The 25,137-nt window shown below is 43.8% G+C and carries 22 protein-coding genes and 1 rRNA gene; 16 read left to right on the top strand and 7 right to left on the bottom strand.

Annotation, left to right across the window (positions count from 1 at the left end; all coding sequences use genetic code 11):
- Complete coding sequence (locus EP13_RS15650; RefSeq protein WP_044058099.1) at positions 1-537, bottom strand: hypothetical protein; 537 nt, start codon at positions 535-537, stop codon at positions 1-3.
- A 295-nt stretch (positions 538-832) separates the two neighbouring features.
- Here EP13_RS15650 and EP13_RS15645 point away from each other — a divergent pair, with 295 nt between their 5' ends.
- The 11 genes from EP13_RS15645 (at position 833) to EP13_RS15590 (ending at position 12,258) form a co-directional block, all read left to right on the top strand.
- Positions 833-2,359 (top strand): FAD/NAD(P)-binding protein, encoded by a 1,527-nt coding sequence (locus EP13_RS15645; protein ID WP_044058098.1) that lies wholly within the window; start codon positions 833-835, stop codon positions 2,357-2,359.
- 374 nt (positions 2,360-2,733) lie between these two features.
- The gene (dusA, locus tag EP13_RS15640; RefSeq protein WP_044058097.1) at positions 2,734-3,762 is read left to right on the top strand and encodes a tRNA dihydrouridine(20/20a) synthase DusA; all 1,029 of its coding nucleotides are present in this window, start codon (positions 2,734-2,736) and stop codon (positions 3,760-3,762) included.
- A 209-nt stretch (positions 3,763-3,971) separates the two neighbouring features.
- Positions 3,972-4,265, top strand: coding sequence for a hypothetical protein (locus EP13_RS15635; protein ID WP_044058096.1), 294 nt, complete (start codon positions 3,972-3,974; stop codon positions 4,263-4,265).
- Between the two features lie 356 nt (positions 4,266-4,621).
- Positions 4,622-5,284: a phage shock protein PspA gene (pspA, locus tag EP13_RS15625; RefSeq protein WP_044058094.1), complete on the top strand. Its 663-nt coding sequence runs from the start codon at positions 4,622-4,624 to the stop codon at positions 5,282-5,284.
- A 74-nt stretch (positions 5,285-5,358) separates the two neighbouring features.
- Positions 5,359-5,562, top strand: coding sequence for a PspC domain-containing protein (locus EP13_RS15620; protein ID WP_044058093.1), 204 nt, complete (start codon positions 5,359-5,361; stop codon positions 5,560-5,562).
- A complete protein-coding gene (locus tag EP13_RS15615; protein ID WP_044058092.1) occupies positions 5,562-5,906 on the top strand; it encodes a hypothetical protein in 345 nt (114 codons plus the stop codon). Before EP13_RS15620 ends, EP13_RS15615 begins: the two co-directional genes overlap by 1 nt.
- A 157-nt stretch (positions 5,907-6,063) precedes the next feature.
- Positions 6,064-7,056 (top strand): DUF2333 family protein, encoded by a 993-nt coding sequence (locus EP13_RS15610; RefSeq protein WP_044058091.1) that lies wholly within the window; start codon positions 6,064-6,066, stop codon positions 7,054-7,056.
- Positions 7,057-7,059: 3 nt separating this feature from the next.
- On the top strand, positions 7,060-7,815 hold the full coding sequence (locus tag EP13_RS15605; protein WP_044058090.1) for a TIGR04219 family outer membrane beta-barrel protein: 756 nt from the start codon (positions 7,060-7,062) through the stop codon (positions 7,813-7,815).
- 165 nt (positions 7,816-7,980) lie between these two features.
- Entirely contained in the window at positions 7,981-9,801 is a 1,821-nt protein-coding gene (locus tag EP13_RS15600) for an assimilatory sulfite reductase (NADPH) flavoprotein subunit (protein ID WP_044058089.1), read from the top strand.
- Positions 9,801-11,519, top strand: a complete 1,719-nt coding sequence (gene cysI / locus EP13_RS15595; protein ID WP_044058088.1) for an assimilatory sulfite reductase (NADPH) hemoprotein subunit — start codon at positions 9,801-9,803, stop codon at positions 11,517-11,519. The genes EP13_RS15600 and cysI overlap by 1 nt, the downstream gene beginning before the upstream one ends.
- Positions 11,512-12,258: a phosphoadenylyl-sulfate reductase gene (locus EP13_RS15590; protein WP_044058087.1), complete on the top strand. Its 747-nt coding sequence runs from the start codon at positions 11,512-11,514 to the stop codon at positions 12,256-12,258. The genes cysI and EP13_RS15590 overlap by 8 nt, the downstream gene beginning before the upstream one ends.
- A 38-nt stretch (positions 12,259-12,296) precedes the next feature.
- On the opposite strand, the gene EP13_RS15585 is transcribed toward EP13_RS15590, so the two are convergent.
- A complete protein-coding gene (locus tag EP13_RS15585; RefSeq protein ID WP_044058086.1) occupies positions 12,297-13,202 on the bottom strand; it encodes a TIGR03899 family protein in 906 nt (301 codons plus the stop codon).
- Positions 13,203-13,342: 140 nt separating this feature from the next.
- On the opposite strand from EP13_RS15585, the gene EP13_RS15580 reads away from it, so the two are divergent.
- Positions 13,343-15,571 (top strand): bifunctional diguanylate cyclase/phosphodiesterase, encoded by a 2,229-nt coding sequence (locus EP13_RS15580; protein WP_044058085.1) that lies wholly within the window; start codon positions 13,343-13,345, stop codon positions 15,569-15,571.
- Here the strand turns inward: EP13_RS15580 and EP13_RS15575 are convergent.
- A complete protein-coding gene (locus EP13_RS15575; protein ID WP_044058084.1) occupies positions 15,568-16,140 on the bottom strand; it encodes a uracil-DNA glycosylase family protein in 573 nt (190 codons plus the stop codon). The genes EP13_RS15580 and EP13_RS15575 overlap by 4 nt on opposite strands.
- Before the next feature lie 120 nt (positions 16,141-16,260).
- Here EP13_RS15575 and EP13_RS15570 point away from each other — a divergent pair, with 120 nt between their 5' ends.
- Positions 16,261-16,575: a hypothetical protein gene (locus tag EP13_RS15570; RefSeq protein WP_044058083.1), complete on the top strand. Its 315-nt coding sequence runs from the start codon at positions 16,261-16,263 to the stop codon at positions 16,573-16,575.
- A 56-nt stretch (positions 16,576-16,631) separates the two neighbouring features.
- On the opposite strand, the gene sthA is transcribed toward EP13_RS15570, so the two are convergent.
- Together sthA and EP13_RS15560 are read right to left on the bottom strand one after the other, a co-directional pair.
- Complete coding sequence (gene sthA / locus EP13_RS15565; RefSeq protein ID WP_044058082.1) at positions 16,632-18,059, bottom strand: Si-specific NAD(P)(+) transhydrogenase; 1,428 nt, start codon at positions 18,057-18,059, stop codon at positions 16,632-16,634.
- A gap of 182 nt (positions 18,060-18,241) precedes the next feature.
- Complete coding sequence (locus tag EP13_RS15560; RefSeq protein ID WP_044058081.1) at positions 18,242-19,369, bottom strand: acyl-CoA desaturase; 1,128 nt, start codon at positions 19,367-19,369, stop codon at positions 18,242-18,244.
- 258 nt (positions 19,370-19,627) lie between these two features.
- On the opposite strand from EP13_RS15560, the gene fabR reads away from it, so the two are divergent.
- Positions 19,628-20,227 (top strand): HTH-type transcriptional repressor FabR, encoded by a 600-nt coding sequence (gene fabR / locus EP13_RS15555; RefSeq protein ID WP_044058080.1) that lies wholly within the window; start codon positions 19,628-19,630, stop codon positions 20,225-20,227.
- A 36-nt stretch (positions 20,228-20,263) separates the two neighbouring features.
- On the opposite strand, the gene trmA is transcribed toward fabR, so the two are convergent.
- Positions 20,264-21,361 carry a tRNA (uridine(54)-C5)-methyltransferase TrmA gene (trmA, locus tag EP13_RS15550; RefSeq protein ID WP_156026768.1) on the bottom strand — a complete coding sequence of 366 codons (1,098 nt, stop codon included), beginning with the start codon at positions 21,359-21,361 and terminating at the stop codon, positions 20,264-20,266.
- A 169-nt stretch (positions 21,362-21,530) separates the two neighbouring features.
- Here trmA and EP13_RS15545 point away from each other — a divergent pair, with 169 nt between their 5' ends.
- Positions 21,531-22,796 carry a DUF5610 domain-containing protein gene (locus tag EP13_RS15545; RefSeq protein ID WP_044058078.1) on the top strand — a complete coding sequence of 422 codons (1,266 nt, stop codon included), beginning with the start codon at positions 21,531-21,533 and terminating at the stop codon, positions 22,794-22,796.
- Positions 22,797-22,827: 31 nt separating this feature from the next.
- Here the strand turns inward: EP13_RS15545 and EP13_RS15540 are convergent, their stop codons facing one another.
- Entirely contained in the window at positions 22,828-23,289 is a 462-nt protein-coding gene (locus EP13_RS15540; RefSeq protein WP_044058077.1) for an RNA recognition motif domain-containing protein, read from the bottom strand.
- A gap of 245 nt (positions 23,290-23,534) precedes the next feature.
- On the opposite strand from EP13_RS15540, the gene EP13_RS15535 reads away from it, so the two are divergent.
- Positions 23,535-25,067 (top strand): 16S ribosomal RNA (locus EP13_RS15535).
- Positions 25,068-25,137: the final 70 nt, after the last annotated feature.

Here is a 25,137-nt window from a genome sequence, read left to right as displayed (position 1 = left end):
CTAATGATCACTGGTTAAATTTGTGGCCATTGTTGATAGCAAGTTTGCCAGCGTTTTTCTATCCGTCTTCGTTTCCGATAGCTCACTGGTTACCTGTTGCAAACGTTCTAGTAATTCTTTGTGACGCTGGCTGAACAAGGTATCTAATGCGTCTAGTTCTTTGACAACATGTGCTTCTAGTGCATCGTTGTCATTCTTAGCCGCGGTTTCCGCAATTTCTAATTCTGACTTGAGTTTGTCGGTCGTAGATTGCAATTGGCTTTGTACATTCGCGTGACCATCGTTTGCGCTATCTAGGCGGCTAGACAGTTCAGCGATCTGCGAATCGATAAGCTTCTTCATGTCATTGAATTGCTTGTCGAGTTGATTATTGAGCTTGCTAAAGTTGTCACTTACCTTGGCTTCTAAGTTGGCCAAGTCGGCACGAATTTCTCGGTTAGTCTGACCAAAAATGATTTCTCGTAATTGGGAAAGTTCGTCCGTTGGGGAAGTGGTTTCCTGGGTATCCTTTGCGCCCTTAGCGGGAGTGTTTGCCATACAATTTCTCCATTTCGTGTACTTATGGCTTCGAAACTCAAAAGTGAGTAATGAGAAAGCGCTTTCTAGTTATTATTATTTATCGATGCACATTTCAGTATAGCTATAACAATAGCCCTATTCGCACAGTATGGGAATAAGCTATAAGGATAATTCTACGTACTTTTTTCATAACGTGGGCTTTTGGGCGAAATCGACTCATGGCCAGAAGGGCTTAAATGTTCTTGGTGCATAGCTGATCCTCTAGCGAGGTTACTCTTTAGAAATGATAGCCCCTTAGGTTAGAGAACCCTCAATGGAATTGAATAGAGCGCAACACTTGGCACTTATCGGTGCAGGACCTAGCACGTTATACCTACTGAATAGTTTTACTCAGATGACGCGGTGCCCGGCACGTATCAGTATTTTTGAGGTAAAAAGTACCGTCGGCGTAGGTAACCCCTACGACACCCCCATGTGTGAACCTAATTTGTTGTCGAACATAGGTTATGACGAAATACCGCCGCTTATATTGGGCTTCGAGCAATGGTATGAAAGCAAATTTTATATGCCTTATCAGGTTCAAGGGCAGGTACTCACTCGCAAAATCATTGGAGAGTACTTTGCTGATGCGTTTGACTACATTCTTGGCGTTTTACGACAGCACGGCGTATTGGTGTACATGTATCGCAATACAGCGGTTACCGGCATTATCGAAGACACCCGTGATGATGACGTAAGAATGACTTTGGTCGGGAAAGGTAAACCTTATCAGGGATTTACACACATTGTTGTGAATGTGGGTTCAAGTTTTTGTGAGCGAAGGCCCTCAAACGGCTATGTAAAGCCGTATCCCATCAAGGCTTACGTAAAGCCGGTATATCAACGATTCGTGATAATGGGCATGTCTTTATCTGCTATTGATACTGCGGTGGGTATAGCACAGTACCGCGGGCATTTTGCGCGTTGCACTAAAGGGTTAACTTACTCTTGTGAAGCGCCCGTTCAAATGACTATGATGTCAAGAACAGGTCATTTCCCATGGGTGTGGTACCCCTCAAAAAATACAACCTTGTTCTACAACTGGCTAACCTCTCATTCTATCAAAGGCTTGCGGGACCTAGATGAATTCAACACGTTTTTGTTTTTACCCTTATTGGCGCGCTACTTCCCTGATATCTTCCATCAGGTGAACGCATTTAACTTTGAAGAGGTGCTGACATTTCTCGCTGGAAGAAGGGGGCAATGTGATGCTTTTGCAAAACTCACGCTAGAGTTATTAGCCAATACGCACAATAACGTGGACTCGCACTGGCCAGCGGCAGTGGTGGCAGCCATCAACGTTATTCAATCTACGCCTGCGCTAGCGCAAGATTATGCAAAGAAAAAGGGAACCCTACATGCACTTTTGGCCGCGTGCACCGCAGCCGTACCGAGAGAGAGTATTGAACGCATATTGGCACTGCATGAAGCCGGTGTGCTGACTGTGACCACCGAGTGTGAGAAACAGGCATCCAGCGCACAAAAAAGTGCTCACCATTGTCTTATTGATGCAAGAGGGGCTGAACCGGCAGATAAGGGGGTGGTACGCTTGGCTCAGTTACTCAAACGCACTTACAACGGCCTAGTGGTAGACACATCCGCTGAATCTCTCAGCGTATCCCCGCATCACAAGCTGTATATTAATGAAAAAGAGACCAACATTTATATCGGTTCTGCCTTTCTCACCCCTTGGTTTTTAAATATTCCGGGGCTAGACACTTGTGCTAAGTTTTCCCGCAATATCGCCAAGAAAATATCTCAAACGGTAGAACAGGAAAACGAGCCGAATGTTGCTGTATAGATGCATTGCCGGAATGCTATGGCGGATGCCGAGACGAAAAATGGTCAATTCTGTGTCGCCCGCAATCAGGTTTATTTCATCGGCCACTAGTTGCGTTATCAGCCTACGTGCCCAGTTCAGTGCCAATGAATGTGAAGTGAATGTTTTAGACGTGGAGAAACTATCTTGCCTTTGTTTTTCTGCTTTACAGAAGTAGAATATGCGGTTCGTTCTCCGCGAAGCCGCTTGTTGATTGAGTAAAACGCCATATTTTTTGTATTCCTATTGCGTTCCTGAAAAGGAAAAATCGCTGGAATACCACGGAAATGTCACTAATTTTGAAATCGGTAAAAATGCGATGAGATTTACTTTTTTACATATTAATCAAGGTTTTAATGTCTATGTCTGACATCTCTTTCAATAGAAAACTCTCTGTGGCACCTATGCTGGATTGGACAGATCGCCATTGTCGTTACTTCTTACGCTTGTTGTCCAAGCATACGCTTTTGTATACCGAAATGGTGACCACAGGGGCGATTATCTATGGGAAGGGTGATTATTTAGGCTTTAATACAGAAGAGCACCCCGTCGCAGTGCAGCTTGGGGGAAGCGATCCTTCTGATATGGCCAAGTGCGCAGAATTATCTCAAGAGCGCGGTTATGATGAAGTAAACATTAATGTGGGTTGCCCAAGCGACAGAGTTAAGAATGGCAGCTTTGGCGCCTGTTTAATGGCGCAGCCAGACGTGGTAGCAAGCTGCGTTAAAGCCATGCAGTCTGCTGTTGATATTCCTGTAACCGTAAAATGTCGAATTGGTATTGATGACATGGATGAAGATGAAGACTTTGCTCGCTTCATTGATATTGTTGCTGATGCAGGCTGTAAAACGTTTATTGTGCATGCAAGAAAAGCGTGGCTTCAAGGGTTAAGCCCCAAGGAAAATCGTGAGGTACCGCCACTAAATTACCCCCGTGTTTATAATTTGAAAAAAACACGCCCCGACCTATCTATTAGCATTAATGGGGGAATTAAAACCCTAGATGATGTGAATACGCATTTATTGAATGTTGATGGTGTCATGATGGGACGTGAAGTTTATGCAAACCCCTATATTCTGGCAAATGTCGATAGCACAATAATGGGGGATGAAAGTGCACATGGCATTTCACGCCGAGAGGTTGTCATGCAGATGCAGCAATACATTGAAAGACAAGAAGATCCTTATTTTAAACCTTGGCATGCAGCGCGTCATATGCTTGGCTTATTCCAAGGCCAAGCGGGCGGGCGTATTTGGCGTCGATACTTAAGTCAGAACGGCACAGGTAAAAACCCAGATCCCAACTTGCTGATGAATGGGTTAGCAGAAGTTGAAAATGCCCAACGGGAGATTGATTTATACAACAAAGCAAAAGCCAATGCCTAGAGGTTGGTGAAAAACGCCAATTGGATGGTGAAATTGACTAAACTTTAATCTAGGCGATTATTTGAACACTTCGGTTTTTCAAATGATCTTTTATTATTTGTCTATTTTTCAATACCTTGCGATTTATTTTTGAAGTGGCACAGCTCTCGCAATAGTTAAATCAAAGCAATAGCAAAGTGCTGTTGCAGTGATTTAAATCGAGGGAAATTATGAAAACTTCACTAGTTACAGCTACTCTATTCGCCGCTACTTTGTTTACTTCAACAGCAAGTGCACAAGAGTCAGTCTTAGAATCGCTACTTACCAATTTGGTGGGACAAGCATTAAGTGCGTCAACCGTAGAAATTCAAAATGGCGTTAGTCAGTCCATTGCCAATGTGACCTATCATTTTGATTTGGATGATGAAGCAAGCACGGGTGGCGATGTTGAAATTATGGACATTGCCTCGGTGAGCCCTCAAGAAAGTAGCGCTCAAGAAAGTAGCGAAAAAGAAATAAACTAAACATACCCCATTGTTCAAGAAACGGCACCCTAAAAGGTGCCGTTTTTTTATGTCTGGTCTCATGGAACCTAGTTTTGCTGACGCTGCTAGCGCACCTTCAAGATTGGTCAAATTAACTAACGATTTTGTCAAATTCGCCAAATCTGAGTTTTTTCCTAATTGTGCAAGGAGGATTAGACGACCACTTTTAATAAAGTTATTAAAATTCAAGGGGTTGAGGTTTTGGCATGTCTATTGATTGTACTTTATTAACAAGCGCACGTTTCAGTGCTCAAGATGAAAATGACAATCTCTACCATGGTCTTGCAGTGTTATAAGGGCCTAAGTGGACATCACTAACGTAACGGAGAATCACAATGGGTATGTTTTCACGCATAAACGACATCGTTCAAGCAAACTTAAATGCAATGCTAGATAAAGCGGAAGATCCTGAAAAAATTATTCGCATGATTATTCAGGAAATGGAAGAAACACTCGTGGAAGTGAGAAGTGATGCAGCGCGATTCATTGCTGAACAAAAAACCTTAAATCGTCAACTGCTTGCAGTGAACAAAGAGGTGAATAATTGGCAGCGTAAAGCACAACTTGCCATGGACAACGATAAAGAGTCGTTAGCGAAAGCCGCGCTTGTTGAAAAGCATAAATATGTCGATAAAGCGGCAGCGATAAACGAGCAGTTAACGCAGCTGTCAGAGAGTATTGAAAAGCTTCAAATAGATACGGCACGACTTAATGAAAAAATGCGTGAAGCGAAGCAGAAACAAAAAGCACTCATTACGCGCAAGCAAACCGTCTCTGCACGCTTAAAAGTAAAGACGTCGCAAAACAGCACGAAAATCGATGATGCAATGATGAGATTTGAGCACTATGAGCAGCGTATCGATCATTTAGAGGCGCAAGTTGAAGCCTATGACCTACCTGAAAAGACAGTGTCCTTGAACGAAGAGTTTGCCGATTTAGAGCGTGATGAAACAATTGAAAATGAGTTGGCTGAGTTGAAAAAAAGCAAAGTTGCCTAGTTATTAGCAAATGGCAAAAGCAAAACGGCTGCGTGGCAGCAGCCTATATAACCTAGGTAAAAATAGTGGAGAATATGATGAAAATGCCTACTGAAAAACGAATTTACAGAGATTTAGACGCTGCGGTGATATCCGGTGTTTGTGCTGGTGTCGCTCGCTATTTAGATGTAGATACATTATGGGTGCGAGTAGCGGCGGCTGCGGCGTTAATCTTCGTGCCTTTCATTGCGTTAGTTGCATACTTCGCTGCCGTGGTGCTTTTACCTAGGATAGCCTAATGAAAAACTTCTTAATTGCATTGGTTATAGCCATTGTCATTGTTAACTGCTTAGGAAGTGTGATGCATGATTTTCTTGGCATTCACTTAAATATGGCCAACGAGTCATTAGACATGTGGGAAGCAATGGCGTTACTGACAACCGTTGGTGTAGTCATTGTGGTAGTGGGGTTTGTAGTCGCTGTTAGTGTCATCGGCACCTTGTTTTTAACCATAGGCGCTGCGTTCTTAGCGTTACTTGCATTGGGCGTGGGCGCATTCTGGCCTATTATTGTTCTGGCGCTACTCATTTACGCCTTTAAAGACAAAAAACGGCCAAACTCAAGAATTAATCAACCTTTATAGTCACCATAAACTGTTTTAAGTTGTATTCATGAGTGAAAAAATGGTGTTATAGCACCCAGCGTCATAAAGATTTAGTATTTCTGTAGTAACGTAAATTTTAGCATAACGCCGGTTTTCACCGGCTTTATGTATTTTGAAAAGGAAGGTTGGCATAAGCATGAGACAATCAATAAACTCAAAATGGATTGCCCTAATTGTTGTGGCTGTGTTTTTGTTGTTCTGGTTAATTGGATGGTACTGGAGCTTTGCCCCTGCTACTTATGATGTTAATAAACGTGTAGCGCAACAAACATCGGTGGCCAACCCCGCAAATATTGCTGGATATACCCTTACATCAACAATGATTGAAGTGTCTGAAACACTGTTAGATAAACCCGGCGGTTACCTGTCTAACGATGTTATACCTCCCGGTGTGTTCTTAGACAATATGCCTTCGTTTGAGTTTGGTGTATTAGAAATGATCCGCGACCTTGCCCTTTCCATGCGAAAAGATTTCAGCCGCTCCCAATCTCAATCAATTGAAAACCCTTATTTAACGAAAGCCCACCCTAAATTCAATATGGATCACAGAAGTTGGATGTTTCCTTCTTCTGAATCCAGTTATCGCGATGGAATTACGCTTTTAAAACAATACCGCGATGCCTTAGCCGACCCACAAAACGGGGACAGCCAGTTCTATACTCGGGCCGATAACTTACGAGAATGGTTAAAACAAGTGGAAAAACGGTTAGGTAGCTATTCACAGCGCTTAAGTGCAAGCGTAGGTTCTGCTAGACTGAACACCGATTTGGCGGGTGAAGCGAAAGCTAAACAGTCTACCTACAATGGGCAGCAACGTGTGATGAAAACAAGCTGGTGGAAATTAGACAATAATTTCTATGAAGCGCGCGGTGCCACGTGGGCTTTGCTACACTTTTTAAAAGCAGCTGAAATTGAGTTTGCTGACGTTCTTGAAGATAAGAATGCATTAGTCAGCCTTCAACAAATTATTCGCGAATTGGAAGCCACACAACAAACCGTGTATAGCCCTATGATTCTAAATGGCAGTGGTTTTGGTATGTTAGCTAATCACTCGTTAGTAATGGCAAACTATATTTCTCGTGCAAATGCCGCTTTAATCGAACTTTCAGAACTATTAAATCAAGGATAATCCATGAAAAAGGGTCTTTTCGCAGCCGCTCTAGGCTGTGCGCTGTTCTCGGTCAATTCGCAAGCTGACACTATCGCGGGTGTTTACGCTGGTGCGCAGGCGTGGCAAACAGATACATCAGGTGGCTTTGCCGACAGTTCATCAACGGCCGACTTTAACTTTAGCGATGAAACAAATACGTCTTTGTATATTGCATTTGAACATCCTCTTCCCCTAGTCCCTAATATTAAAGTGGGCCACACGACTTTAGACAATAACGGTACTACAACATTAGATGCTAACTTCACCTTTGATGGTGAGCTGTATACGGCAAACAGTGAAGTAGATACAGTGATAGAGCTTGATGCCACGGATCTTATTCTTTACTACGAACTTTTCGACAATGACCTCATTAGCTTTGATGTAGGACTAAATGCGAAATACATTGATGGCGCTTTCTTTGTTGAAGATACCGATAGTGATACTCAAAGTTCGGGTGACTTTACGGGCGTAGTGCCCATGGTGTACTCGAAGGTTCAAGTAGGCTTGCCGTTTACTGGGCTAGCGGCGTACGCAGAAGGCAGCTATTTGTCGTTTGATGATCACGAGCTTAGCGATTATCAGGTAGCCGTCACCTATTCTTTTATTGAAAGTATTGCCATTGATATGACAGTGCAAGTGGGTTACCGAAATGTCACTGTGGATATTGAAGATTTAGATGATATCTATGCTGATATGGAGTTTGACGGCGTATTTGCTGGCCTAGAGCTGCATTTTTAGGGCGTCACCTTTCTAAATTTAAGCCTTTTTCTAAAGCACCTTTTGTTATTAAAAGGTGCTTTTTTATTTCTTAATCACTTTAGGTAATAAAAAAGTTTCATTTATTCTTTTCTCTTCTTGAATAAAGTCGTTAGCCTTATGCCATCAAATTAAGGCTAGTGAATTATGTCTCAGAAACCGAATCAACAATCTGTCCCTGGTGCCATCTTAAATGAGCAGCAGTGGAATGCGATAACCCAAGCAATAAGTGGTTTAAATCGCGATCAATTAACCTGGGTGAGTGGATATGCAGCTGGTATGGCTGCGGCGCAAGGTTCAGCCGTTGCGCCTGCGATCACTGCACCAGAAAGCGCTGCGCCAGCGGCGACGTTAACGATTTTGTATGGCTCTCAAACCGGAAATGCTAAAGGGTTAGCGCAGCAGTTTCAGGCGAAAGCTGAAGAAGCTGGCTATAACAGCAAGCTGGTTAGCATGGCAGACTACAAACCCCGCCAGTTGAAATCAGAAACTCACGTGGCGCTTTTTGTGAGCACGCATGGTGAAGGTGATGCGCCAGATGACGCCATCGAACTGCATGAGTTTGTCAGCGGCAAAAAAGCCCCCAAACTGCCTAACACCAAATATGCGGTTCTAGGCTTAGGTGATAGCAGCTACGAATTTTTCTGCCAAACAGGCAAAGATTTTGACGAACGCTTAGGCAAACTTGGTGCAAAGGCGCTGGTTGAACGAGCAGATCTTGACGTTGATTATGAAGCACAAGCCGAAGCTTGGATTTCTAAACTCATTGAAGCGTTAAAAGAGGATTTTACTGCCGCTCCTCCAGCGGCTGTTGCCGCCCAGACTGGCGCTGCCGTTCAAGGAGCTCCAGCACAAACATACTCGAAAAAAGCGCCTTACACAGCTACGCTTCTTGATTCGCAGAAAATAACAGGGCGAGACTCTGTTAAAGATATTCGACATATCGAAATTAGCCTTGAAGGTTCAGGCATTCAATATCAAGCCGGTGATGCACTGGGTGTATGGTTTAAGAATGCACCAAAACTGGTAGACGAATTCATTAGTGTGCTGTCTCTTGATAGTGACGCAGAGGTGACGGTGGGCGATGAAAAAATGCGCTTGCGAGAAGCGTTAACCCACAAGTTGGAATTAACACTGAGTTATCCTACTTTTGTAAAAGCGTACCAAGCGGCCACAGGATCAACGTCGTTAGCCACGTTAATGGAAGATAAAGCGCAGTTACGTACGTATATGGCGCAGCGCCAAATTATCGATATTGTGCGAGAGCACCCTGGAAAAATATCAGAACAAAGCTTAGTAGAGGCCTTACGCCCACTTACGCCAAGATTGTATTCTATTGCTTCTAGTCAAAGCGAAGTTGAAGAAGAGGTTCATCTTACCGTTGCCCATGTGGATTACGAAGCGTTTGGCCATCGCCATCAAGGCGGAGCGTCAGGCTTCTTGTGTGAATATTTAGAAGAAAACGGCGAAGTGGATGTGTTTATTGAACCCAACAATAACTTCCGCCTGCCTGAAGATCCTAATACACCTGTCATTATGGTGGGTCCAGGAACCGGTATTGCTCCTTTCCGTTCATTTATGCAAGAGCGTGATGCTCAAGGCGCGGAAGGCAAAAATTGGTTATTTTTTGGTAACCCCAACTTTACTCAAGACTTCCTGTATCAAGTAGAGTGGCAAGGTTATGTTAAAGACGGTTTGCTTGACAAAATCACCCTCGCATTTTCACGTGATCAAGAAGAAAAGATCTACGTACAGCACCGATTACTTGAGCAGGGTAAAGCGGTATATGAATGGCTTGAACAAGGCGCTCATTTTTATGTGTGTGGTGATGCAACGCATATGGCTAAAGATGTTGAAAATGCGCTTATTAGCATTGTACAAGAGCACGGCAATAAGTCAGAAGCTGACGCGAAAGCCTATATCGTCGAGTTACGCAAAGCAAAACGTTATCAGAAGGACGTCTATTAATGAGCAATGAAAAATCTCCCTTTATCGTTGAGGGCAAACTTGCTGACAACGAACGCTTAAAGCGCGAAAGTAACAATTTACGAGGCACTATTGAGGCAGATCTTAAAGACGATCTCACTGGTGGTTTTACGGCTGATAATTTCCAGCTAATTCGATTCCACGGTATGTATCAACAAGACGACCGCGATATTCGTGCAGAGCGTAGCAAGCAAAAATTAGAGCCACTGCACAATGTGATGCTTCGTGCTCGTTTGCCTGGCGGTATTATTTTGCCCGAGCAATGGCTTGCTATTGATAAATTTGCTGAAGAGCAAACCATTTATGGCAGTATTCGCTTAACTACCCGACAAACTTTTCAGTTTCACGGTGTGCTTAAGCCGAAAATTAAATTAATGCACCAAACACTCAACAAGGTGGGCATTGACTCGATAGCAACCGCCGGCGACGTTAACCGAAATGTGTTGTGTACGTCGAATCCCGTTGAGTCTGAACTGCATGTGGAAGCCTATGAATGGGCGAAAAAAATCAGTGAACATTTACTCCCTAAAACCCGTGCCTACGCAGAGATCTGGCTTGACGGTGAAAAAGTAGAGACCACTGAGAAGCCTGTAGAGCCGATATTGGGTGATAACTATCTACCTCGTAAGTTTAAAACGACGGTGGTTATTCCGCCACAAAACGACGTAGATGTGCATGCAAACGATCTGAACTTTGTGGCCATTGCAGAAGCGGGCAAGTTAATTGGTTTTAATGTATTAGTGGGTGGTGGCTTAGCGATGACCCACGGCGACCAATCTACCTTTCCTCGCAAAGCGTCAGATTTTGGGTTTATTTCACTAAAAGATACCCTTGCGGTAGCTGAAGCCGTAGTGACTACCCAACGAGATTGGGGTAACCGCGTAAACCGTAAGAATGCGAAGACCAAATATACGCTAGAACGAGTGGGCGTAGATAACTTTAAGGCTGAAGTTGAAAAGCGTGCAGGCGTGACGTTTGCTGAGAGCCGCCCTTACGAGTTTACCGAACGTGGAGATCGCTTTGGATGGGTTGAAGGTATTGACGGTAAATTCCATTTAACCGTCTTTATTGAAAATGGGCGTATTCTCGATTATCCAGGCAAGACCTTAAAAACAGGCTGTGCCGAGATTGCTAAAATACACAAAGGTGATTTTCGTTTAACGGCGAATCAAAACCTTATCATTGCTGGTGTCGCGCCAGAAAATAAAGCGCAAATTGAAGCCTTAGCGAAAGAGCACGGTTTAATTGCGCCGGAAATTTCCAATCAACGCCTAGATTCAATGGCTTGTGTTGCATTACCCACATGCCCATTGGCAATGGCCGAAGCTGAGCGCTATTTACCCGATGCGGTGACCGAGCTTGAAGGCATTCTGAATAAGCATGGTTTGGCGCAGGACAGTATCATCTTCAGGGTTACAGGGTGTCCTAACGGCTGTGGTCGCGCCATGTTGGCTGAAGTAGGGCTTGTCGGTAAAGGGCCGGGTAAATACAACTTCCATATTGGTGGAAACCGAGAAGGTACCCGTATTCCAAAAATGTACCGTGAGAATATCAGCGAGCAAGAAATCATGAATGAGCTTGACTCGTTAATTGGACAGTGGGCAAAAGAGCGCAATGAAAACGAGGCATTTGGTGATTTTGTTATTCGCAAAGACATCATCGCGCCTGTTGTAGATTCCGCACGAGACTTTTATGACTAATTCAACACTTAGCGACATTACGCCGTTGACCCTCGATATTAGTAAAGAAGCGCTTGCTGATATTAACGAAGCATTAGAAGCAATGGATGCTCAAGCTCGTGTAGCTTGGGCGCTGGAAAACCTACCGGCTAATCACATTGTTTCTTCCAGCTTTGGTGCACAGTCTGCTGTTATGTTGCATATGTTGACGCAAGCTCAACCCAATATACCTGTGGTGTTAACCGACACGGGCTATTTGTTTCCTGAAACCTATGGCTTTATTGATGAGCTTACCGAGAAGTTAGACTTAAATTTACATGTGTACCGTGCCAAGCTATCTGCAGCTTGGCAGGAAGCTCGATTTGGTCGATTGTGGGAAAAAGGTATAGAGGGCATAGAGAAGTACAACCAGATGAACAAGGTTGAACCTATGCAGCGTGCGCTAGGCGAATTGAAAGCTGGAACCTGGTTCGCGGGGTTACGTCGAAGCCAATCCGACACACGAGGCAAGCTTCCGGTACTTCAAAAAGTGGGTAGTCAGTTTAAGCTTTATCCCATCATTGATTGGAGTAATAAGGATTTACATTATTACTTAAAAGAGCACAACTTACCGTATCATCCACTTTGGGAACAAGGCTACGTGTCTATTGGCGATTGGCACACAACGCAGTCTTTACAAGAAGGCATGAATGAGCAAGATACCCGCTTTTTCGGATTAAAAAGAGAGTGTGGCTTACATGAATTTGGTGATGGAATTTAGCGGTTTCTTCGCCTTAGTAAGCATACGAGAGCGACGGTTTATTCGGTAACAATAAAGACGTTGCTCAGTCGCTCTTTAAGTGCCGGTAAGTAGGCAGAGTTTTCCTTTCTAGATACAAGCTTCGCAAGTTCACTGCCCACCGCAGTGAACTTATAATACACCAACGCTACCCCAGAACGATTGGCTTCTAAGGTAAAGCTTTCATTGCCACATCGCCAAAATATTTGCTGGCCTTGTTCATATTCCCCGCTTTCTATTTCGCTAGCATACAACAATTTCATATCTTGAAGCGCCAAAAGGTCAGGGTAGGAAAGTCCCATTTTTGCGAGATTAATTTGTTGAGGGGCTGAGGGACCAAGAAACGACAATACGCCTCTACGTTTATGATAGCCAACTAAAATACGTGGAACATTGTCGTGCTGACGTCGGCAAGCCATACTCACGGCCTTACTGAATATTTGCGCGTCGCGATGGGTCAGCGATTTCAACAGTTGCAAACTGCGTAACGAAAAGCTTCCGGGCTTACTCACTTCCACGGCAAAAATTCTACCCCATAATTCTTGCATGGGCTGGCTATATATCTCTTCTGCCATAGAACTAAAAGCAAAAAACCAATCAGGGTCAAGACTATCGCTTTGAGATTCGGTAATCGCCACATTTAGTGCTATATTTAAAACGGCCTGTAAATTTGCTGCCTTTTGTATTTCTAATATTTGTTTTCTTCGTTCTAGCGCCTGTTTTTCACGCTTTGGATCGAGCGTAGACATAGATGGTGAAATACCTACGCGAGAGAACCAGGACAAAATTTTACGACGTACAGGGCTGACGTTGGCAGAGTGATGAGTCGGCTTAGCCGTTTTTTCTTTTTCACCCGTTGGCTCAGACGTTTTGCTATTTTCGGGTTTTGTAACCTGTGAGGCATAAGGATCTGGGGTAATTTTCATATTTTACAGTGATAAAGCCTAATAGCGAAAACTAAGGTAGACACTATTGCACCCTAGATATGATTAATCAATGGGTGTGATACAGCGCAGATTCCGCAAAATCGCAGCGGTATATAATGGTAGTGAGGGTTAGAGCAGTTATGTCGGCAACGGATTACGATAACGACGAATTAATCTTTTTAGATGACGATGACGCCAGTGGCCTAGAGCCTCAGGTTTATAAACAATGGAATATATTGATAGTCGATGATGACGAAGAGATACATACCGTCACGCGACTCGCATTATCAGATCTCATCGTCAATGATAGAAAGCTAAACTTTCTTCATGCTTATTCTGGTAACGAAGCCAAGCAGTTACTGCAAGACTATGGCAAAAGTATTGCTATTATCCTTCTTGACGTTGTCATGGAAACTGACGACGCCGGCTTTCATGTAGTGAAATACATAAGAGAGGAAATGGAGCTCTTTGAGCCGCGTATTATCTTACGTACCGGCCAGCCCGGGTATGCGCCCGAAGAAGAAGTCATTAAGCTTTACGACATTAACGATTATAAAACAAAAACCGAACTCACTCGCGGCAAGCTTCTCACTACCGTTATCTCATCGTTACGTTCTTACCAACAGATAATGACCATTAATCAAAATCGATTGGGGTTAGAGAAAATTATCTCTTCATCGTCTAACTTGTTTGAAGAGCATTCGGTGAAAGGATTCTGCGAAGGGGTAGTGACGCAAATTAGTTCGCTTATCGGTTTAGAAGCCGATGGTTTACTGTGTGCACGAGCCGGCGCCGTGCTTGATAAAGACGACAATGGCGTTTATGTGTTAGGGGCGGCTGGCGAATATGCGCCATTAATTAATGAACATATCGATAACGTTAAGAATAAAAATATTGTTGAGCAAATCAATCGCTGTTTGCGACTGAAACAGCATATTTTCGAAGCAGACTCATCGGTGCTCTACATCAACCGTGCCGGGTTTGAAGCCGCTGTTTATGTTCACATGGCGCGTCAAATTCATGAGTTAGATAAGAATCTATTAGAAGTGTTTCTATCGAGCATTTCTGTAGGGTATGAAAACGTAAACTTATTTCACGAACTTAGAAATGCGGCTTTTAGAGACTGGTTGACCCGCCTGCCTAACCGAAATGAATTTATTAACATGCTGGATAAACCGCATTTGTATGCCGGAACAGACTACGCCGTGGCGCTTGTTGATGTGAATCATTTTTCTGATATTAATGATGGCTTAGGGCAAGAAGCAGGGAATGATTTGCTAAGGGCTATTAGTGAGCGTTTTCAGGATAACTTTAGCGAAAAGGTGAGACGAGGGCGAATTGGGGCCGATGTGTTTGGGCTGATTGGGCCAGCAAAAGAGGTTAACCCAGACACAATCAAAACCTTGTTTCAATCTTCCTTCAAGGTGAGTGATCATACTTTACCCGTCAGCGTGACCATTGGTTTTTGTCAATTAGATGACAAACCGAATGTGGGCATCGAAATATTAAAACGCACCAATATTGCCCTTAACCGCGCTAAAAAGAACCTTTCTGACAACTACGAATACTACGCCAAAGATATTGAAGACCAAACCACTTGGCGATTAGACATGATTCGTCGCTTGCGTAGTGATTTTATGGAAAGAAAACTTGAGCTATGGTTCCAGCCTCAAGTTGACTTGCTCAGTGAAAAAGTCGTCGGTATGGAAGGTTTGTTGCGTTGGCCTGATGGCAATAATGGCTATATTTCACCTGCCGTCTTTATTCCCTTAGCTGAATATTCGGGACTCATTGTCGATATTGGCCAGTGGGTACTGGAAGAGTCATGTCGACGATTGAAAAGTTTAAACGAGTCAGGGTTTGACAATTTGCGGGTAGCCGTAAATATCTCTATTCCGCAGTTTCGAGATAGATATTTTGTCGACAAAGTCAAAGATGCGCTAAAGGCATCAAATTGCGATCCTAGTTTCCTTGAACTAGAAATTACAGAAAGTGTCGTGATGGACGAACCGCAAATTGTTATTGATGCGCTTAGTACGCTGAAGGCGCACGGCGTAGCGATTGCCATCGATGACTTCGGTACGGGCTTTTCTTCTATGAGCTACCTGCAAAAGTTACCTTTAGACCGGCTTAAAGTAGATCGTTCGTTTGTGAAGGATATCCAGCCAGGACAAAGTGCTGTTTTGGCGGAGACGATTGTTACCTTAGGAAACAAGCTTGGGCTATTAACCATTGCTGAAGGCGTAGAAACCCGAGAACAGGCCAGCTATATGATTAAGCTGGGCTGTGATGAAGCACAAGGCTATCTGTACGCTAAACCTATGCCTTTTGAAGAGCTACTTGATTTCCTGCAACACGCCAAAAATTAATGCTTGAGCGCGTTGAGGTGCCTGACCACCTTGGGTAGATATTGGCTTTCAAACCACGCATTCTTTGCTAGCCAACGGTTGTTTCGCCCAGATGGGTGGGGGAGGGGAATAATCCCTTCTTCAAAATTAGCGTTATTTAATGCGTCTGTAAGGGTTTTAAATTGAGGAAGATAGTATTGCTGAGCATACCTTCCCACCAACAAAATTGTGCTAGGTTGAATCTCTTCTAATAGGGTTTTGTGCCAGGTAGGAGCACACTCTGGACGAGGAGGAGCATCGGCTCCGTTCTTGTATCCTGGAAAGCAAAACCCCATGGGCATAATGGATATCACACTGGGGTTGTAAAATTCTTCTTCTGACATGTTTAACCAGCCTCTTAAACGCTTGCCGCTATTATCGTTAAAGGCTTGGTGAGTATTGTGTGCCATTAGGCCAGGCGCTTGACCAATCAACACAAGCTTGGAGTGTCCTAACGAAAAGATGGGACGTGGCGGGTGAGGCAAATAGGGCTTACATAAAGTACAGTTTGCTGCTTGCTGAACAAGAGAATCTAAATTTTTTTGAGTCACGTTGAAAAATTACTCCGCTGTCATACTTTTGTCATATTACTATGATCCACATTGACTAATTTATGTATATACATTATAGTAACAATTAACAGTGATGAACTGTAACACAGGAGAAAAACCATGCGTAAAGTAGTACTAGGATTAGCCTTATTATCCACTTTTGGTATTGCGCATGCGGGATCTGATGACAATCAGCTTTTCGATTGTATGGACGCTAAATCGTTCGAAATGAATAACCAATGTATGGCTGACAAAATTAGCAGCAACATTCGTTTCCGTGATGCACAACAAAAAATGGTAAATGTAGCAAGCGAAAGTCTTGGAGACTATGCTATTGCCACTATGACATTTGACCAAGAGAAGATGCACATCGATATCGTAGCTCATAGAGAAGCGCTTTCAGCGCAAAATACATTAGCAGCGAACCGAAACTAATCTCAATAAAAAACCGACACCTAGTGTCGGTTTTTTTTCCTCTAAAATTTCTCTTTTTAGAATATCCGATTTAATCCGTTAATCGCAGCCACTCGATATGCTTCAGCCATTGTAGGGTAGTTGAAAGTGGTATTCACAAAGTAATCAATGGTATTTCCTTCCCCGGTTTGTTGCATAATCGCCTGTCCGATATGAACAATTTCGGAAGCACGCTCTCCGAAGCAGTGGATACCCAGCACTTCCTTCGTCTCTCTATGGAAGAGAATTTTTAAACTGCCTACTTGCGTTGAGGCAATTTGCGCTCTTGCCAAGTGCTTAAATTGAGCGCGGCCTACTTCATATGGAATTTTAGCGGCAGTGAGCTCTTGTTCCGTTTTTCCCACAGAACTGATTTCGGGGATGGTATAAATACCGGTAGGGATGTCAGCCACAAGCTCGGCGTGAGTTTTGCCTTCTAACATGGCTTCTGCTGCAAAGCGACCTTGATTATAGGCGGCGGAAGCCAAGCTTGGATAGCCAATGACATCACCAACTGCATACACATTGTCTACTTCAGTTTGGTAGTTTTCATTAACTCTGAGCTGACCACGCCCATCGGCTTTTAAACCTATATTTTGTAATCCCAACGTGTCGGTGTTACCGGTTCTTCCGTTTGCAAACAATAAGCAATCGGCTCGCATACGTTTACCGGATTCTAAATTTAATATTACTGAATCGTCAGTAGCTTCAACCGACTTGTACGTTTCATTGTGACGGATAAGCACACCGTTGTTCCACAAGTGGTAGCTTAGGGCATCAGATATCTCTGTATCAAGGAAAGAAAGTAAGCGATCACGCATGTTCACCAAATCAACCTTCACACCCAGACCTCTAAAAATACTGGCATACTCAGAACCAATGACCCCTGCACCATAAATGATGATGGACTTAGGATCGTGATCTAAGGATAAGATGGTGTCTGAGTTGTATATTCTAGGGTGTGTAAAGTCAATATCGCTAGGCGTATAAGGGCGAGAGCCTGTGGCAATGGCGATCTGCGCCGCTGTAACGGTATCTTTTGAGCCATCTTGACGCGTTATTTCAAGGGTATGAGCATCAACGAAACTTGCTTCACCATGAAATAAGGTTACCCTGTTTCTATCGTAAAATGAGGCGCGAAGTCGAGTCTGACTTTTTACTACACCGCTGGCGTGATGCATGATTTCTGAAAAGGTAAGACTACGGCTAAGGTGGTTGTCAGCAAATAAAGGAGAGCTATTGTATTCGATGAGCCGGCTGACGGAATGACGTAACGCTTTAGAAGGAATAGTACCCCAATGTGTGCACCCGCCGCCAACGGCTTCGTATCGTTCAACCACGGCAACCTTTTTGCCGGCTTTTGCTAGCTGCATAGCTACGCCTTCACCGCCAGGACCTGTTCCTATTACAATGGCATCGTAATGAAATGAAGAGGGGGTTGTCGCCTTTTTCTGCTTTGCCGCCATAGCTGCTTCCTATTCTTAAAATCGTCTAACTAACTGTAAATAAACACTACCTAGTGTGGACTACGTTACCCGCTTTGTAATTTCAACTCTAGTCGCAAATGCCAAATAAACAAAAAAGCCCATATAAATCACTTTACATGGGCTCCTTAAAAGACGAAGTAATAGAATGATGGGGAAAATAGCTACACGGGTTGCAACGAAAGGCTTTGCAGGTGCAGCCACTTCTGTTTCTGCAACGCGAACGCATGCTTAAGCTCTTTATATTTATAGGTAAGTTCGAGCCCCTCAATACTGCGTTTAATGGTTTTCTGCTTAAGCCGCATTAAACGTTTTTTAGTTGCATAATAGTCTGACATTTTTTGCATCAACAAATCATATTCAGCTTGAATTGTATGCATTACCTCTTCAGCATTTGGTAATAGCGAGGCTTTTTCACTGGCTCGTTGCAATTGCATTGCAGCCCGTGCTTTTTCTATTCTTTCTTCAGGCACCTTACGTAAATTATGGGTAAGCCCTAAGTAAGAAAGTCCTCTAATTAACCACTTTGTAGGATCGAATTGATACCAACGAATACCGTTTCGGTAATCGTACTCAAAAATGTGATGATAGTTGTGATAACCCTCACCAAAGGTGAAGAACGCTAAAACGCCGTTATCACGGGCTGAATTTTTATCCGTATACGGCTGACTTCCCCAGAAATGCGCAAGGGAGTTGATAAAGAAAGTCACGTGATGCACTAATACTAATCGAAGTACACCTGCAATAAGTACCATGCCCAATACATCACCGTTTAACCAACCTAATAAGGCGGTTATGCCGAAGTTTGCGGCTAATACAATAGGCAAATAATAATTGTGCTGCCACATCACGACTTTGTCTTTTTGCAAGTCTTTACAGTTACCATAATCGTCGTAACGTTTGGCTTGATATTCGCGAAGCATCCAACCTATATGCGCAAACCATAGGCCTTTTTTCGCTGAATAAGGGTCATTATCATTGTCATCCACATGACGATGATGCACGCGGTGATCGGAAGACCAATGCAAGATACTATTTTGAAGCGCCATAGCGCCCCCGATTGCTAATATTATTCTAACAACAATATTTGCATCATAGGTTTTGTGAGACCAAAGACGGTGATATCCCGCGGTAATCGACATTCCCGTGAAATAGAACAAGAAAATAGCAGTACCAATTTCTGCCCAATCAATTCCGTGGTGTGCAATCCATACAGGTACACCAATGCACGCAATTGCACCGGTAATGAGAAATACCAATACATTGGTTAAGATAAGGGGTGGTTTATTCATGATTTACAACTCAGCTTACAACTGTGCGCCAATTTATCGTTTTATTCAATGTCAGGCAAGTAAAACCCTTATAAGTTCTGCTGACATCTGTAAACTCTAAGTGTAGTTTACGCGAAGCGTTAATGGGGCTAAATTTGAGCAAATGCTCATCAGTAGCCTGTTAGATAAGGAAATTTCGCCAATTTAATCGCCTAATTTCGGCTCTACTTAGGCGTTAAGTTGCGTTAAACTATGTCTCTCTAATTAATTGGGGCTTCCGTGAGTCGTCAAGAACAAAAGTTAAAAACTCGCCAAAACATTATTCACGCCGCATTTTCGCTGTTGGATGAAAATCGCAGTTTATCCGCCATTAGTTTGCGTGAAGTGGCGAGAGAAGCAGGTATTGCACCTACCTCATTTTATCGTCATTTTAAGGATATGGATGAGCTGGGTTTAACGCTGGTTGACGAAGCGGGTTTAGCTTTACGTCAGCTTATGCGTCAGGCTAGGCGACGCATTGCGTCGGGTGGAGGCGTCATTAACACGTCAGTTGAAACCTTTATGGAATTCATTGCCGCTAACAAAAATGTTTTTCGTTTGTTGTTGAGGGAGCATACCGGTACGTCAAGCGCTTATCGGCTGGCGGTGTTTAGAGAGATTCAACATTTCGTGGAAGAGCTCACCGATTATATTATTGAGCGGCAGGGTGTCGAATACCGTATTGCACAATTACAAGCTGACGCCATGGTTAGGCTGGTATTTAGTGCAGGTGCCGAAGCGCTAGAGGCCGACACAAAACTACGATTAGAAATTGGTGAAAGAGTTAAGGCCCAGTTGCGTTTTGTACAAATGGGCGCAACAACTCAGTCGTTTAAATAAAGCGTATTGCTAGTCTATTAGCACCATCAGCGCTATTTACCCCTTCCTGGTTAATAACACGCCAGCCTCAATATGATGCGTAAAAGGAAACTGGTCGAATAACGCTGATTCCGCGATATCGTGTGTTTCGCAAAGGTGGGTTAAATTTTCTGCCAAGGTTTCAGGGTTGCAGGAGATGTAGATAATATTTTCGTAATCTTGGATCATTTTAAGAGAATCTAGATCTAAGCCTGCTCTTGGAGGGTCGACCAACACGGTAGTGAAGTTGTAGGCAGATAGGTCAATCCCTTCAAGGCGGCTAAACGTACGCTCACCTTTCATCGCTTCAGTAAATTCTTCCGCCGCAAGCCTAACTATTTTAACGTTGTCCAAGTTGTTTTTTTCAATGTTGTACTGTGCAGCTTGTACCGAAGGCTTGGCAATTTCTGTTCCAATGACATTATCAAAGTGAAGCGCGAGAGGGATTGAGAAGTTTCCCGCACCACAATACATTTCCAATAAGTCACCTTTCAGAGGAGCCACACAGTTTAATGCCCATTCAATCATTTTACAGTTCACATCTGCATTTGGTTGCGTGAAGCTGTTCTCTATATGCTTAAAGACAAAGGTATGACTATTCACAGGTAAACGTTCTATTACGAAATCGCCGCCTATTACCCTTTTCTGTTTACGGGCACGGCCAATAATATTGACTGCGGGAAATTGTAACTGCAACGCTTCCCGTAGCTTAGTGGCTTCGGCTTCCCACGCATCGTCTAGCTGTCGGTGATACAAAAGACTGATGACTAATTCACCAGAAAGAGCGGAAAGGTAATCTATTTGAAAAAGCTTTTTGCGCAAAACGTCAGACGGCTTTACTTTTTCGAGTAGCGCTGTCATGGCGTCGTTGATTGTTTTAGATGCGGGAGCAAATTGGTCAACGCGGTATTTTTCTTTGGTCTCTTGATTAAACATGATGTGATAGAGATCGTCACCTTCATGCCATACGCGAAACTCTGCTCGCATTCTATAATGAACAGGGGCTGATGCGAACACGCTAGGAGCGGGAGCACTAAAAGGAGAAAGCAACTGCGTTAGTCTTGATACCTTTTCATCCAGTTGTGTTTGATATTCTTGATGGCCAGGTACTGTCATTGGGCTCTCCATTTAGTGATTAGCAGATAAAACAAAGTGGGCGAATTGTAGTGACTTCTATTATATGTGCAACGAGTAAAGCACGTGTGAGGAAAGTTTTTTAGTACTAAAATTAAACAAAGTGCATTTGCTGCCGATAACCACTAATGAGGATAGTGAGGATCTAATTATGAACGTCAGTCAAGTTAAGGCTTTTATGGGCGACCAAAAAGCCGATGAAAAGGCAGCTGTTCACCCCAATGATGCTATTAAGCAGCAGCTTCAGAAAGAGGGGTTACAACAAGCCGCTGAATTTGCAAAGCAACAGGCAGCCACAGTGACGGTGAATAGCTCTCAGACCACCATTGGTTTAAAGGTCGTTAGCGGCGCTTTGAACCAAAATGTGAGCATTGATGGAAAGCGCCCACAGGACAGTCAATCGTCAGAAGAGAGTGGGAAAACGAGCCTATTCGATTTTGAAAAAGTGGCAAAGAATGTACTTAATTTTGTTGGTGGTGTTATTCGTGGTGCAGCTGAGGGTGGCGCGAATGATGAAAAGCTTAACAACCTATTTTCGCAAGCGCGAGAAGGGGTGAGTAAAGGCTTTGCGATGGCAGAAAAAGATCTTGCCGGTTTTATGAACGATGAAATTGAAGAAGGCATTACACGCAGCAGAGACCTGATCGATACCGGTATAAATGAGTTAGAGACAGATATTTTTAATCCCGGTGTGAATGCGAGCGAGCTAAATGCATTAAATATGTCCGACGCCAAATCGGGAAGTTTGTTAATTCGCACAAAAGATGGTGACGAAGTTCAACTACGTTTTGAATCCGTAAAGCAATTTAGTGCGTCGTCATTTTACAGTGCGAGTGAGAATAACCAGGATGCCGACACCAGCAACGAAGATAACCAAGGTTCATCTTCGCAGCAGGTAGAGCGTTATCAGTACTTCGAAAGTAATGGAATTAGCTTTTCTTTAAAAGGGGAGTTAGACGAAGAAGAGCTTACCGCCATTGCTGACTTGGTGGAGCAAACACAGGATCTCGCTGATACTTTTTACAATGGTGATGTAGACAAAGCATTTGAACAAGCCCTAACCTTGGGGTTCGATGATAAGGAACTCGTCGGTTACGCATTGCAACTTAACCGAACCACACAGGCTGAAGTGGTTAAGGCCTACGAGAATATTCAGCACTACAGTGAAAACGGTGAAGTAGAAAATCAGTACGGAAGCATTGTTAGTCCCATTTCTCAATATCTTGAGAAAATGATGAGTGCATTTGAAAACGCCACAAATACGTTAGAATCAGGCGAAGACTATAATTCATTGATCGCTGGGATCATTAACGAAATGGAAGATGTGCAAGTACCTGATTTAGTGACAGCGATTAACCGGTTCCACTCGTTTAATCAGCAGTTACTTAACGCAGTACCGCAACAAACAGAAGAATAAAAAAAACCTGGGCTAGCCCAGGTTTTTTATTTTACGCATGTTCAACTTTATCTTTCGCCGGTCGTACCTTAAGAGTACGTTCCTGAAAAATAGAATCATTGGTTTTATTGATTACTGTCTCAATGTCATCAGTCAGAACCTCAATGAACCCATACCCTTTTCTTTTCCCTGTTTTGCGATCCTTCATTAAACGCACAGATTGAACATCGGTAAAACTTCCGAAGTATTCTTTTACTGCAGATTCATTGGCACGATAGGGTAAGTTACCCACATATAACGTTTCAGTGATTGCACTATTAGAAGATTCCGATGAAGAAGAGGGCGTAGAGTTAAGAAGCGACGCCAGCCAAGGAGTAAGTATTCCACTGAGTAACAGAGAGCCTGACACCGTAAGTGGAATGTGAGTATTAAAACTAGCAGAAGAAAATAACAAATAACCTGCTATTGCAAAAATTGCACTAATTACAGTGCATTGAATAAAGCCTACTTTCATATACCTACCTTTCTAGTGTTTATTATCATATTGGAGGCTGGTCATAGTTTACTCATTTGTAACAATTTGAACAACAGAATGTGAAAAAAGTAGTCTAAAGGCGTATGGAAAGGTAAGGAATGCTGTAAAAATAGACGTTTGAGTGCGTAAATGATCTAAAAAGCAAAAAAATCTCATTTAAGTATTGATCTTTATGTCTAGCTATCTATAATGCGCTCCACGTTCTGAGGGGGCTTAAATATATTTAATTGAAGAGTTTGATCATGGCTCAGATTGAACGCTGGCGGCAGGCCTAACACATGCAAGTCGAACGGTAACATTTCTAGCTTGCTAGAAGATGACGAGTGGCGGACGGGTGAGTAATGCTTGGGAACTTGCCTTTGCGAGGGGGATAACAGTTGGAAACGACTGCTAATACCGCATAATGTCTACGGACCAAACGGGGCTTAGGCTCCGGCGCAAAGAGAGGCCCAAGTGAGATTAGCTAGTTGGTAAGGTAATGGCTTACCAAGGCAACGATCTCTAGCTGTTCTGAGAGGAAGATCAGCCACACTGGAACTGAGACACGGTCCAGACTCCTACGGGAGGCAGCAGTGGGGAATATTGCACAATGGGGGAAACCCTGATGCAGCCATGCCGCGTGTGTGAAGAAGGCCTTCGGGTTGTAAAGCACTTTCAGTTGTGAGGAAAAGTTAGTAGTTAATACCTGCTAGCCGTGACGTTAACAACAGAAGAAGCACCGGCTAACTCCGTGCCAGCAGCCGCGGTAATACGGAGGGTGCGAGCGTTAATCGGAATTACTGGGCGTAAAGCGCACGCAGGCGGTTTGTTAAGCTAGATGTGAAAGCCCCGGGCTCAACCTGGGATAGTCATTTAGAACTGGCAGACTAGAGTCTTGGAGAGGGGAGTGGAATTCCAGGTGTAGCGGTGAAATGCGTAGATATCTGGAGGAACATCAGTGGCGAAGGCGACTCCCTGGCCAAAGACTGACGCTCATGTGCGAAAGTGTGGGTAGCGAACAGGATTAGATACCCTGGTAGTCCACACCGTAAACGCTGTCTACTAGCTGTTTGTGACTTTAAGTCGTGAGTAGCGAAGCTAACGCGCTAAGTAGACCGCCTGGGGAGTACGGCCGCAAGGTTAAAACTCAAATGAATTGACGGGGGCCCGCACAAGCGGTGGAGCATGTGGTTTAATTCGATGCAACGCGAAGAACCTTACCTACACTTGACATGCTGAGAACTTTCTAGAGATAGATTGGTGCCTTCGGGAACTCAGACACAGGTGCTGCATGGCTGTCGTCAGCTCGTGTCGTGAGATGTTGGGTTAAGTCCCGCAACGAGCGCAACCCTTGTCCTTAGTTGCCAGCCTTAAGTTGGGCACTCTAAGGAGACTGCCGGTGACAAACCGGAGGAAGGTGGGGACGACGTCAAGTCATCATGGCCCTTACGTGTAGGGCTACACACGTGCTACAATGGCATTTACAGAGGGAAGCGAGACAGTGATGTGGAGCGGACCCCTTAAAGAATGTCGTAGTCCGGATTGGAGTCTGCAACTCGACTCCATGAAGTCGGAATCGCTAGTAATCGCAGGTCAGAATACTGCGGTGAATACGTTCCCGGGCCTTGTACACACCGCCCGTCACACCATGGGAGTGGGATGCAAAAGAAGTAGTTAGTCTAACCTTCGGGAGGACGATTACCACTTTGTGTTTCATGACTGGGGTGAAGTCGTAACAAGGTAACCCTAGGGGAACCTGGGGTTGGATCACCTCCTTACCAAGGCGCAAGCAAAACGAAGCAATCGAGGAATCAAGTGCGAAACCAAGTTTTCAAACAATTAAAAAGT

The sequence above is a fragment of the Alteromonas australica genome (genome assembly GCF_000730385.1).
Lineage (GTDB): Bacteria > Pseudomonadota > Gammaproteobacteria > Enterobacterales > Alteromonadaceae > Alteromonas > Alteromonas australica.
The sequence above is the reverse complement of the archived record's forward strand: the minus strand, read 5'-3'. Positions and strand labels throughout refer to the sequence as shown.